The sequence below is a fragment of the Fibrobacter sp. genome (assembly GCF_045112255.1).
Lineage (GTDB): Bacteria > Fibrobacterota > Fibrobacteria > Fibrobacterales > Fibrobacteraceae > Fibrobacter.
Genome location: NZ_JBGUHR010000086.1, coordinates 207821 through 221043, shown reverse-complemented (window position 1 = coordinate 221043; position 13223 = coordinate 207821). Strand labels below are relative to the sequence as shown.

The following is a 13223-nucleotide window of genomic DNA, read 5'->3' as shown; positions in this document are numbered from 1 at the left end:
ATAAATTAAACCTCTTTCTTTTCTTTTTGTTCGATGGCATTATGAACGACACGTGTTCTTGCTATAAAGTCGTGTAGCGCTCTCTTTTGCGGATCGATAAGGACAATAAGGTAACCCAGACCATAAAAAACGAGTGTCGCTTGCGTGACGATGCTTGCGATAAAGCGGAAAATCGAGAATGCCCACGAAAGCTTTTCGCCATTTGCCATTTCAACATGAATGTGCAAGAGCTTTTTGCCTGGTGTTGCGCCCCAGACGGCGTGGAATACGATAAAGTAAACAGCCTGTACAATGCTCCAAATCGTAAAGAACGTGGACATTCCGGGAATTTCAAGAGCCTTGGAAACAAGCTCCGTGGAGGTCGGGTTTTCGATGTACTGGTTTACGATCTCGGAGACTGCGGTGATGTCCAGCATGCCGGCCAGGCTCATGACGTAAAGGAATAGTGCTCCGAAAACAGAAAGGATTATGTTATCTATAATAAAGGCGTTCGCGCGTACAAAAAAGCCGGCGTAACGCTTGCGATTCATCCTGCTCTGGAGAAGCGTTTCAATCGTCTGCTTGAGGAGTTCTTCTTCGCTTGGCTCTGGGGGTTCGCTTGCTTCGGGAAAATCCTTCCATGCCTTCCAATTAGCTTCGCCGGTGTGCCAGACTAAAGTTTCGTCTTTTATTTTGCCTTCGTTGACAAAATCTCTAATTTCATCGATAGAATAAGGACCTTGACGCCTATCCCCGTCGGTGATTGATGTGTCGATATAAAACCATTTCATGTTGTGGAATAATTTAGTAAAAAGTTCGCAAGCCGAATTTTCGAAAAAATCCTAAATTTACAGGTTATGATGATGTTTAAAATTGGTCAGCGCTACGTTAGCCAAGCCGAACCTACCCTGGGGCTTGGTATTGTATCTGAAGTTCAGGGCCGTACTGTTAAAATTTTGTTCCCGTCTATCGGTCAAGCTCGTATTTACAGGACCGATGAAGCTCCGATTGAACGATTTGTGTTGCAAGTGGGTGAAACCGTCAAGAGTGAAAAGGGTGTCTCCTTTGTGGTGGACTCCATTCGCGAAGATGCGGGTATCATGGTTTATGTCGGGCGTAATGGCAAGGAAATGAAGGAATCCGAGCTGAGTTCGAAGATTTCGACCGCTCGACCGGCAGTGCTGTTTAAGGCCTTGGCCGATGACGAAGTTTGCTCGTCGCGTGATTTTTTGCGTCATGAAGATGCGATGGAAATGTATTACAAGTGGATGTCTTCACCGGTTCGCGGCATGATAGGCCCGCGTGTGAACATGATCCCGCACCAGTATTATCTTTGCTACCGCGCATGCTCTAGCTCGACACTCCCAAGGCTCATGCTTTCGGACGAAGTGGGCTTGGGCAAGACGATTGAAGCGGGCATGATTTGGCATGCGCTCAAGTCGAGAGGCCGCATCCAGCGTACGCTCGTGATTGTTCCGGAAACGCTGAAGCATCAGTGGATGATCGAAATGAAGCGCCGCTTCAACCAGCTCTTTACGCTTGTAGACGAAGGCTACATCCGTGGCTTGTTTGTCGGTGTCGCTAAGGATGAGACGAAGCCCAATCCGTTCATGCAGAGTAACGACATCATCGTGTCCATCGACTTCTTGATGGCGCAGCCGGCTTTGATCGAAGACCTCTTGAAGACGAACTGGGATATGACCATCATCGATGAAGCCCACCATCTGGTGTGCGAGGATGGTTTCACGAGCCACGAGTACATGCTTGCGAACAGGGTGATTGGCCGCTCGAAGGGCGTTTTGCTTTTGACCGGTACGCCACTCCAGCTCCATCCGGAATCGCAGTTCAACCGACTCAAGATGCTTGATCCGGTGCGCTTTGCCGACTACAATGATTTTATCAAGGACCAGGAAGCTTACCTCAAGCTTGTGCGTGATTTAAATAAGCTTCCGACCGACCCGAACCACCATATGAGCTGGGACGACTTGTACGAATGCGTTCCGAAGAACTCGCAGATCCGTCCGTGGCTGGAACAGGAAAATTCAAAGTCCATGACCGCTGGCGAATGGATGCGCCGCATTGTCGATGGCATGGGTACAGGTTCTGTGGTGTTCCGCAATACGCGTAAGGGCGTGGGCGGATTCCCGAAGCGTGTGCTCGATGAAATCCCGCTTGAACCGAATCCGGCTTACCGTGAAATGGTGGATGTCGCTGCTGACCGCGATTTGGAAGCTTCGACCGATATTCAGGAAAATGGCCTCCTCTGCACGAGGTTCTCCGACGCATGGGCGATGGACGAACGCTTTGTGTGGCTCAAGGGGTTCCTCAAGGAATACAAGAACGAAAAGGTTTTGTTGATTTGCGAATCCATCCAGGTGGTGCAGGCGCTTGAAACTTTGCTCCTCGAATTCCTGGGCGAAGGCGCTTTCGTGATGTTCCACGAAGACATGAGCATCATGGCGCGCGACAAGGCTGCGGCAAACTTCAGCAAGCCCGATGGTGCAAACTTGCTCATCGCTTCTGAAATTGGTTCTGAAGGTCGTAACTTCCAGTTCTCGCATCACTTGGTCTTGTTCGACTTGCCGCTTGATGCAGCGCTTGTGGAACAGCGTATTGGCCGTTTGGACCGCATTGGTCAGGACAAGAACATCATCATCCACGTGCCGTACGTGAAGGGTTCTGGTCAGGAAGTGATGTTCCGCTGGTACAACGAAGGCTTGAACTCGTTTGGCGCTCCGCTCATGAGCGGTGGCGAACTCTTCCTCAAGTACACGGAATCTTTGATTGAAGCTTTGGCAACGCCGCGTACTAGCCTTGAAAACTTTGTGAAAAACGTCATCCCGCAGGTCAAGAAAGATTGCGAGCAGATGCGTAAGCATATCGAAAACGGTCGTGACCGCTTGTTGGAATTCAACTCTCGCAATCCCGAGAAGGCTAAGGAAATCACGGATGAAATTCGTGAACTTGATGCAGAACCGGAACTCAAGAATCTCGTGTTCGATTCTTTGATGAATCGCGGACTCGATGTCGAGAATAGCTCTGTGCAGGATTGCTTCCTCATCACGATGGGACCGCAAGTTGAAGCGGGCTCTGTGCCGGGCATGCCTGATTTGGCAATGGCTGCGGCTACTGCAGGCGGTGGCCGTGTGAATAGCCAGACAGATCTCTGCGGCGAAGGTAGTGGAGAAGGCGACGGCGATGGTCGCGTGAGCGGCGGCACTTGCATGACGGTCACTTTCGATCGCGATGTTGCGATGACGCACGACGATATTGAATTTATCAGCTTGGACCATCCGCTCGCTCAGGGCGTGTTCGATTACGAAACGGGCATGGGTCGTGGAACGGTGTCTTGCGCCATTTGGCCGAACTCCGGTTTGCGCGGGCTTATGATGCAGTACAACTTTGCGGTGGAACTCCCGGTGTCCGAAGAATGGGGCTGTGCCGATATCGCAGGACCGAAGTATTTCAAGGTGCTCGTGAATGCTAAGGGCGAAAACATGTCCGGGTATTTCGATGCGCTTTCGAATGCGGCGCTCAAGGATGTTGGCGTTCCGCAAGGGAATGCCGCTGTCGATATGACGCTCCGTTACTTTGCTAAGGATGGCTTGGCAAAGGCTCGCCTGATTGTATCTGAACAGGCTAAGAAGTATGCCGAAGAAGCCGCGAATGCTGTGGAAGCGCGTTCGGAACAGGAATACCAGCGCATGAACCATTTGCTCTCGATGCGTGGCAAGGCGGGTACGAGCGAAGCTTTGAAGCAACTCCGCAAGAACGTGCAGGAACGCAGGAAGGTTGTGGCTAACCCGCAACTCCGCCTCGATGCAATTCGCCTGGTGGTGTGCAAATAGGTGAGTGGTAATGAAGTACGTAGTCGTCATCCTGAACGAAGTGAAGGATCCAGGGCTGAACTTAACTGGATTCTTCGGCTACGCCTCAGAATGACGTTTCACGCTTTTGCCTAATGAATTTTTAACTAAAGTTTAAATATGAGTGAATTAAGAAAGAACATTTTAGATGAAGCTCGCCGCGTGGTGGTGAAGATTGGTTCTCGCATTCTCGTGGATTCCGAGCGTGGTGGCGTTCGTACGCGTTACATCCAGAAACTCGCGGATTCCGTGGCTCGCTTGATGGATGCAGGGAAGGAAGTCGTCATTGTCACGAGTGGCGCTGTGGGTACTGGCATGGCTGAACTGGGTTATGCACAAAAGCCGACCGTGCTTGCCGAAAAGCAGGCTTGCGCTGCCGTGGGCCAGATTGACCTCATGTACGCTTACCGCGAAATGTTCCGCTGGGTGCAACTCTCTGTCGGTCAGATTCTTTTGTCTGCAGAAGACTTCCGCGATCGTGCGCGTTACAAGAATTTGCAGAATACCATTAAGGCGATGCTTGCTCGCAAGATTGTTCCGATCATTAACGAGAACGATTCCTTGGCTGTTGCTGAAATCAAGGTGGGCGATAACGACAAGCTTTCGAGCGATGTGGCGTTGTTCCTTGATGCAGACTTGCTCCTCATCTTTACGGATGAAGATGGCTTGTTTGATGATAATCCGAAGAAGAATCCAAACGCCCGTTTGTTGAACTTTGTTCCTGAAATCACGCCTGCCATTTTGGCGCTTGCCGGAAAGCCCGGCGAGGCCGGGTCCGCCGTCAGTACCGGCGGCATGAGGAGCAAGCTCGAAGCGATTCGCAATGTGACAAAGAGCGGCGCGAATGCATTCCTCGCTAGCGGTATGAAGGTCCTCCCGCATCAGGTGTTCTTTGAAAATGCAACAGGTACGTTGTTTGCAGGTTCCAAGAAAAAGCTCAATAGCCGTCAGCGTTGGCTGAGCTTCATTACGACGCCGCGTGGAAGCGTGATTGTCGATGAAGGCGGCGTGAAGGCTTTGCGTGAAAATCATTCGAGCTTGTTACCGGTGGGCGTGATTGCCGTGCAGAAGCATTTTGACAAGGGCGATTTGATTGAAGTTCAGGATGAAAGGAAGAATCCTGTGGCTCGCGGTGTCGCTGGTTTTGATAGCGAAACGCTCAAACTTGTGCTCCGCAAGAAGACTGCCCAGGTGCATGAAATCTTGGGCAAGAACGTCCCTGATGAACTTATCCACAAGAATGACTTGGTTGTATTCTAACTAGGTGACTTTAGACCGCTTTAGACAAAAGGATCAAACGTATGGCTGAAGATCAGAATGTCGAAGAACTGGCCGAAGAATCGGCGGAACTCCCGAAAGTTGAAAGTAGGGAAGACCTGGCTCGCATTATACAGGCGCTTGTGTTTGCGTCTCCGGATGTCGTGACGCTCAAGAAGCTTCGCGAAATTCTCGGTGACTTCTTGGACGCACGTTCTGTGGCTGATGCGCTCATCACAGCGAACGATTCTTTGAACAAGATTCAGTCTCCGTTTGAAATTGTGGAACAGGCGGGCGGTTACCGCTTTAGAACTCGTGCAAAGTATTATCCGTGGGTGCGTAAACTCTTCCCGGAAGCAAATGCCCGCAGGCTCAGCCAGGCTGCTCTTGAAACGCTTGCCGTGATTGCGTACCAGCAGCCGATTACCAAAGCCGCCATTGAACAGGTGCGTGGTGTTTCGTCTGCAGATGGTCCGATCCGTAACTTGCTCGACAAGGGATTTATTACTTTGGGCGCAAGAGCTGAAACTGTCGGTAACCCCTATACTTACGTCACGACGCAGGAATTTTTGAAATACTTTGGTATCAATCGCATTCCAGAAGACTTGCCGCGTTTGCGCGAATTCAGCGAACTTTTGGAAGCCGGCGCTCTGGTGCCGCAGTACTCCAAGCCTGATAACGCTCCGGAAGAACCGACTCCGCTCGAAGAATCGACTGACCAGATTGAATTGTCTATGGGAGATGCTTAATGGCCGTTACTCCGTTGATGCAGCAATATTACGAAATCAAGAAAGAAAATCCTGGCTGCATTCTGTTTTTCCGCATGGGCGACTTCTTTGAACTTTTTGAAGATGACGCTGTAATCGCCTCGAAAATTTTAGGTTTAACGCTCACGAGCCGCAATAACGGCGCCTCCGGTGCAACGCCCTTGTGCGGGTTCCCGCACCATGCTGCCGAACGCTATGTGCCAAAGATGGTGGCTGCCGGCTACCGCATCGCCATTTGCGAACAGGTCGAAGACCCGAAACTTGCAAAGGGCATTGTCAAGCGCGACATTGTTGAAATCATCAGCGCCGGCACGGCGATGAACGAAGAAAACCTCAATGCAAAAGAGGCGAATTACCTTTGCGCTTATGTGCCCGCGACAAGCGATGATGGCAAAGGAGGAAACGGCGATGTGGCTGCGTTTGCGATTGCCGATGTGACGACGGGTTACTTGGCGACGTGCCGTAGCAGTGTGCAGGCTTTTGAATGTGAATTCAGCCGTCGCATGCCCAAGGAAATCGTGATTCCCGAAGGGACGACGATTCCCTCGGCGATTATGGACTTGATCAAGGCAGAAAACGTCTTGGTCACCGAACTCCCGGCGATTTTGTTTGCAGAAGACCAGGCGAAAGATGTGCTCTTTACGCATTTCAAGGTCGAAGCGCTTGATGGCCTTGGCTTGGATGGTCGCGTTTTTGAAACGTCCGTGACGGGCGCATTGCTCCAGTATTTGATCAACCAGAAAAAGTCCGAACTATCGCACTTTACGACGCTCGAGATTTTGAATCTGGACGATTACATGACGCTCGACCCGAGTACGCTTCGCAACTTGGAACTCGTGCGTCCGCTGAATGCTGACGATTATTCCAGCACGCTTTGCTCCGTGCTTGATTTTACGGTGACGGCAATGGGTGGGCGTACGCTCAAGGACTGGGTAAGCCATCCGTTGATCGCTGTGGATCGCATCCGTGAACGCGAAGAAGCGGTGGGCGAACTTGTCCAGAATCCCGTGGCGCTTGACGAACTCAAGGAATCACTCACTTCGATTCTCGATATGGAACGCTTGATGGGCCGTGTCGGTAGCGGTCGAGCAAACGCGCGTGACCTCGCGGGAATGGGACGTTCTCTCTCGCAGGCATCGAAGGTTGCTGACGTTTTGGAAGACTTGCATGCGCCGCTTTTTGAAGGACTCCGTGAAACGCTGAACGCGGCAAAGGGCCGTGGCGAAGACTTGCTCAAGTACTTCAATGATGACTTGCCGATGACTGTGCGCGAAGGAGGAATGATCCGCCCAGGTGCAAGTGCAGAACTTGATGCGATGAACGAGGACATCAAGGAACGTCGTGAATGGATTGCTTCGTTGGAAGGTCGCGAACGCGAACGCCTCGGAATCCCGTCATTGAAGGTCGGTTACAACCGCGTGTTCGGTTACTACATCGAAATCACGAAGGCGCAGATGGCAAAGGCCACGCAGCCGATTCCAGACGAGTATATCCGCAAGCAGACAACGGTGAACGGCGAACGCTATATCACGCCCGAGATGAAGGAATGCGAATCCGTCATCAGCAATGCCGAAGTCAACATCCATGCGCTGGAATACAAGATTTTCTGTGAACTTCGCGAACGCGTGAACAGCTGGCGTGCCGAACTCCAGGGTATTGCCGATGCTATTGCCCGTGTCGATAGCTTGTACAGCTTTGCCCGTGCAGCCCGCAAATACAATTACGTTTGCCCGGAAGTTTTTGAAGGAACGGGTATTGAAATTCGCGGCGGTTTCCATCCGGTGATTGTCGCGGTGAACCCCGATTTGAACTTTATCCCGAACGATGTGACGCTCTCGCCGGACGGTACGCGACTGATGCTCATTACAGGCCCGAACATGGCCGGTAAATCGACGTACTTGCGCCAGACGGGGCTTATTGTGCTCATGGCGCAGATTGGCTGCTTTGTGCCTGCCGAAAGTGCGCGCATTGGCGTGGTGGACCGCATCTTTACACGCGTGGGCGCGAGCGACCGCTTGAGCCGTGGCCTCAGTACGTTCATGGTCGAGATGATTGAAACGGCGAACATCTTGCGCAATGCGACGCCGCATAGCCTTGTGCTGCTCGATGAAATTGGTCGCGGTACGAGTACGTTTGATGGCCTCTCAATTGCGTGGGCAATTGTCGAAACGCTCCATAGCGAGCCTGCACGCATGGCGCTTACGCTGTTTGCAACGCACTATCACGAATTGACGGGGCTTGTGGAATCGCTGGAACATGCCGGGAACTTCCAGGTCGCCGTTCAGGAAAAGGGCGACAAGCTCACGTTCTTGCACAAGATTCTCGAAGGCGCTTGCGATTCGAGCTATGGCATTCACGTGGCCGAGATGGCGGGGCTGCCACCTAATGTGGTGCGCCGCGCTCGCAAGATTTTGCTCCGTTTGGAAAAGCAGAAGATTGACCCGAGCGACGAGGCGCAAAACAAGAAAATCAAGGCGCAGCCGCAGATGGACTTGTTTGCTCCGCCAGACGAAAATACGCTCTTGCTCAAGGATGAAATTCGCAGGCTTAAGCCCGAGGAAATGACTCCGATGCAAGCTTTGCAACGCCTCATGGACCTGAAGGAAAATTACGGAAAATAGCAATTCAATTCGGATGTATGAATTAGGACTAATGCATAGGGCGAATGAAGCAGGATTGCTTGCAAGCCTATTTCTGAGCCAGCATTAGGTACTTGAGTAAAACGAAAGTACAATTATTTAATTTGGCGGCTTCGCCGCGATTATCTTAATTCCACTTTCCTAATTCCGAAATCCTAATTAAAAAAAATATGATCGATTTCGCGGCTTTAATGAACTTTGCTTTTGAAAATCGGCTCTACGAGTCCGAGGTTCATGGCATTGAGCATTGGCATCAGGTGGAGTACAATGGACTCCTCCTGGCGAAAAAGACCGGCGCCGATATTGATGTGGTGCGTTTATTTGCAATTTTCCATGATTCGCAGCGCTTGGATGATGCGTACGACCGTGAACATGGCGCGCGCGGTGCGGAATTTGCTAAGCGCTGTCGCGAAGAAAAGCGTTTTGAACTTGATGATGAGCGTTTTGACTGGCTCTATGATGCGTGTCGCCTCCACACGATTCAACCGCGTACAGGAATTGTTACGATTGACACGTGCTTTGATGCGGATCGCCTGGATTTGGGCCGTGTCGGGTTCCCGCTAGACCCTAAGAAAATGGCGACGGAATGGGGTGCAAAAATAGCCCAGAAGTCTCTGACTTCGGGCTATTCCGTATTCCATATGCGCGAATGGATCCGCTCACTTGTAATTTAATTCCGAAATCCGAATTCCTAATTCCGAATTATTCTTTGATTGCCTGGAACGTGCAGCTGATTTCGACAGCGACGTTCTTCGGGAGTGTCGAAACGCCGACTGCCGTACGTGCATGCTTTCCATTTTCTCCGAGAATCTGTACGGCAAGTTCGCTAGCGCCATTCAGTACAATCGGCTGGTCGTGGAAATCGTTTGCGGATTGCACAAAACCTTGAATCTGCACAAGTCGGAGCGTTTCGCCGGCTTTCAACTGCGTGAGGGCGGCGGCAATGTTGTTCAAGAAGCAAATTTGTGCGGCTTCCTTTGCTTTTTCTACAGAAATCTGGTTTGGAACTGTGCCGGTAAATGCGGAAAAGTCGCCCTTCACGGACGGCAACTGCCCGGAAACAATGATCGTATCGCCAAGGCGCGTTGCCGGAACATAAGCGGCAACCGGTGCGGGGCAGGCGGGGAGCGTCAGCCCCAATTCTTGGAATTTAGAGACAATTTGACTCATGTAATCTCCTTGTTTTTGCGCCTTTAATATACAATAATTGAGGGGCGTTTGGGGTGTTTATGGCCCGCTATTTAAAAAGCCCGCACGTTTTTGCGTGCGGGTATATTCTAAGGCTATTAGTGGCGATTATTTCTTCTCGACGAGTTCCGTGGCGAGCTTCTTCATTCCGTTGAAGTCCCACTTGCCGCTTCCGAGCTTCGGAATAGCTTCGACGCCGAATACGGAACCCGGCTGCATGAGTGGCGGAATGCCCGACTTGCGGAGGCTTCTCGAGATTTCTTCGGTGTCGAGTGTTGCATCGTCCTTGACCAAGAGCACAATGCGTTCGCCCTTCACAGAATCCGGCACGGCGGTAATGGCAAATTCGTGTTCGCCCATAATGCCGGTTTCTGCAATGCGGAGTTCCACAGCCGTAAGCGAAATCATTTCGCCGCCGAGCTTTGCAAAGCGGCTGTAGCGACCGAGAATTTGTATAAAACCATCCTTGGTGATGGTGCACTTGTCGCCGGTCTTGTACCAGCGGCGTCCATCGATTTCAAGGATTACGGAGGATGTCTTGGCTTCGTCCTTGAGGTAGCCCTTCATGACTTGCGGGCCGGTCACAACGAGCATGCCTTCTTCGCCTTGATGCAAAAATTCATTTGTTTCTGGATTGATGATTGCAGTGACTGTTCCCGGAGGCGGAAGACCGATACTGGAATTGTCGCTGCACTTTTCCATCGTCAAGAAGTCATCGAGAAGCACGTTCGGGGCGTTGATGGCGGCGAGAGGCGTGAGTTCCGTGCAGCCGTAGCCTTCGTAGAGGTCCTTACCGAACTTGAGCTTGAATGTTTCACGCATTTCGGGACGGAGCTTTTCGGCACCGGCGATGATGTAGCGGAGCGAATCCAGGCACATTGGGTGAACCCAGCGGTTGATGGCGATGGCGCGAAGGAATGTCGGGGTGCCCATGAGGATGGTCGTCTTGTACTGGGCGCACACTCGGGCAAGAGTCTTGATGTCGGTCGGGTCTGGGCAGAGCACCATCGGTACACCGTCCAAAAGCGGCATCATGAACGTCATCGTAAAGCCGAACGAGTGGAAGAGCGGGAGGAGAGAGGTCATCACGTCAGTACGGCAGAGCTTGACGACGTAGTCGCATTGCTGTGCGTTCGAGATGACGTTCTTGTGCGTGAGCTCTACGCCCTTTGGAGTTCCTTCGGAACCCGAGCTGAACAAGATGACGGCATCGTCATCAAGCCTTGCGGAGGTGTTGAACCACAAACTGCGGAGGAGTTTTGCAGGGCAGACGGATACGAAGTAGGTACTAACGAGTCGGCTGAGCGTCGAGATTTTGGCTTCTTCTTCGTCCAGGAAAATCAACTTGCACTTTTCGGTGAGGTGCTTGAAGTCTGGATTCTTGCCACAGAGCTTGTCGAAGAAGGCGCGTGTCGTGACGATTGTCGAAAGTTCAGCCTTGTCGATGCAGCCGATGAGCGTATCGACCGGAGCGGTGTAGTTCAGGTTGACGGATGTCTTGCCCGTGCCGAGAATGGACATGATGCCGAGGGCGGCGTCGCGGCTGGTCGGGAGCATGAAGCCCACGTTCTGGTCGTTCTTGGCGAAGGACTTGATCTTCTTACCGAAGTGGTGGCAGAGGCGAATCATGCCGTAACCGTTGACGTGGTTACCGGCGGGGTCAATCAAGATCGGGCGGGAACGGCGCTTGAGCATCGCTCTGAACCAGAGTGGAACGATGGATGCCGAGTGGTCCATGGCGATGTTCCAGATGTCCGAACCTAGAATCTGAAGCTCGTTGCGGATTTCTTCGTCGGAGGTCGTGGCAGGCATTGCCTTGCCAAAACCCACGCTAATGGTGCGGTTGAAATACTGCGGGCGGTTTACGCTTTCGGAGGCGTTGCTGTAGCGGCTGCCCCAGAGTCCCTGGATGTAGAACGGAACGATCTGGGCTTCAGTGCCCTCTATGGCCTTGCTGTAATCGAGCGAGAACTTGGAAATGAACGGGGCCTTGGAAACTTCGCCTTCGGGGAAGATGACAACTGCTTCGCCCTTGAGGAGTGCTTCGTGGATTTTTTCCATGGCTTCACTCGGGTCGCGGCGGTTGATGTTGATGACGGACTTGCCGTGCGAGAGCCAGCGCAAGTACCAGTCGGCAAAGGTGTTGCGGTTGCTTGCGATGAGGAGCGGGCGCGGGCTTGCCATCTGGAGTACGGCCCAGTCAATAAAGCTATAGTGCGGGCCGACCAAAAGGAGCGGGCCGGATTCGGGCATGTTCTGGATGCCGTGGACTTTGACTCTGTAGCGGAACACGAACGAGAATGCAAAGCGAAGACCTGCGCGCAGGAGCGTCATCGGGGTACGCTTGAGCGTGAACACGAACGTGAGGGCGAGGATCACGGCGAGGAAGAACAGCTGCTTGTGGAGGCTGAGTTCGGTCATGAGGAAGAGGATGACCTGGAAGCCAAGCAGGATGAACAGGAAACTCATCTGGATCATGAACGAGACGGCGTGGATGCGGCCCGAGGTGTCGGGGCGCGTGACGTTCTGGATGACCGTACGGAGGATGACGAATGCGGAACCCGCCCAGAAGGCGATGAACGCATAAAGGAATGCAAGGACGTACTGGTTATTGATGAACGGCGTCACGACCATCGTGATAGAAGATGCAATGGCTGCAAGCGGGATAAGGCCTGTTTCCACGAAGTTCTTGGAGGACTTTGCGGCACTGATCGCGCCAATGATGTAGCCGATTCCCGTAAAGATGAACGTCCACTGGAAAAGCGTTGTGCTCTGTGTACCCGTCATGTTCTGCGAAATCATGATGAGGAACTGCGTCACGCTCCAGAAGGCTGCAATGCCGAGCATCGAGAGCTTGAGCATCGGGTTCGACCAGGTCGATGCAAAATTACGTCTGGGCGAGCGGAGCTTCACGAACTTGTTCTGCTTGCAGATGCGGATGCAGAACGATGAAATGGCGGCGACGAGGCCAACGGCCGAGAGAATGAAGGGGAGAATCGAGTAGCTGATCGTCGAGCTGTCGTTTGGACTGTAGTCAAACGTGACGAAGGAGATAATTGTGATGCCGAGCGCCATGAAAATCAAGTGCATGGCGTTGATTTTCACGAGGTCGTTTCCGTCGGTGATTTCTTTCATGAGGCCGATTTTGGCCGGGTTGAAAATCGAGAGGAAAATGCCGTACAGGAACAAGAGCGCAAATGCGCCAAAGTCGAGCCTATCGCCGAAGAAGAATGCGATCAGTAAAACCGAGACCGACATGCCGATGGACGTCCAGCCCATGACCTTGCTTTTGGGGAAGCGGCCGGCGAAGTAACTTGCGACATGCATCATGATGATGCTTGGCGAGAACATGGCGAACTGGAGCAGTAGGCTCAGCCAGAAAAATCGAGTTCCTTCGGAGTTAAAGGTTATCCATCGTTGGAAATGGATGAATAAGCCGAGTTGCATAAAAGAAGTTAAAAATACAGCAATATAATAGGGAACTTCGCCAGGGCAGGTAGTACGTTTCATATAGGTTGTTTTGTATA

The 13223-nt window shown here is 52.1% G+C and carries 8 protein-coding genes; 5 read left to right on the top strand and 3 right to left on the bottom strand.

Annotated features, from left to right (window positions below; all coding sequences use genetic code 11):
* Window positions 1–5 precede the first annotated feature (5 nt).
* On the bottom strand, window positions 6–770 hold the full coding sequence (locus ACJMM9_RS12245) for an RDD family protein (protein WP_405327374.1): 765 nt from the start codon (window positions 768–770) through the stop codon (window positions 6–8).
* A 66-nt stretch (window positions 771–836) separates the two neighbouring features.
* On the opposite strand from ACJMM9_RS12245, the gene rapA reads away from it, so the two are divergent.
* The 5 genes from rapA to ACJMM9_RS12220 all read left to right on the top strand — a co-directional run bounded on the left by rapA (window position 837) and on the right by ACJMM9_RS12220 (window position 9182).
* The gene (gene rapA / locus ACJMM9_RS12240; RefSeq protein ID WP_405327371.1) at window positions 837–3827 is read left to right on the top strand and encodes an RNA polymerase-associated protein RapA; all 2991 of its coding nucleotides are present in this window, start codon (window positions 837–839) and stop codon (window positions 3825–3827) included.
* 138 nt (window positions 3828–3965) lie between these two features.
* The gene (proB, locus tag ACJMM9_RS12235; RefSeq protein WP_405327369.1) at window positions 3966–5105 is read left to right on the top strand and encodes a glutamate 5-kinase; all 1140 of its coding nucleotides are present in this window, start codon (window positions 3966–3968) and stop codon (window positions 5103–5105) included.
* A 41-nt stretch (window positions 5106–5146) separates the two neighbouring features.
* A complete protein-coding gene (gene scpB / locus ACJMM9_RS12230; RefSeq protein ID WP_012820032.1) occupies window positions 5147–5851 on the top strand; it encodes an SMC-Scp complex subunit ScpB in 705 nt (234 codons plus the stop codon).
* Window positions 5851–8490, top strand: coding sequence for a DNA mismatch repair protein MutS (gene mutS / locus ACJMM9_RS12225; RefSeq protein WP_405327366.1), 2640 nt, complete (start codon window positions 5851–5853; stop codon window positions 8488–8490). Before scpB ends, mutS begins: the two co-directional genes overlap by 1 nt.
* A 209-nt stretch (window positions 8491–8699) precedes the next feature.
* On the top strand, window positions 8700–9182 hold the full coding sequence (locus ACJMM9_RS12220) for a hypothetical protein (RefSeq protein ID WP_405327363.1): 483 nt from the start codon (window positions 8700–8702) through the stop codon (window positions 9180–9182).
* Between the two features lie 28 nt (window positions 9183–9210).
* Here ACJMM9_RS12220 and ACJMM9_RS12215 read toward each other — a convergent pair whose 3' ends face one another.
* On the bottom strand, window positions 9211–9678 hold the full coding sequence (locus ACJMM9_RS12215; RefSeq protein WP_405327360.1) for a RidA family protein: 468 nt from the start codon (window positions 9676–9678) through the stop codon (window positions 9211–9213).
* Window positions 9679–9804: 126 nt separating this feature from the next.
* Window positions 9805–13143: an MFS transporter gene (locus ACJMM9_RS12210; RefSeq protein ID WP_405327357.1), complete on the bottom strand. Its 3339-nt coding sequence runs from the start codon at window positions 13141–13143 to the stop codon at window positions 9805–9807.
* Window positions 13144–13223 lie beyond the last annotated feature (80 nt).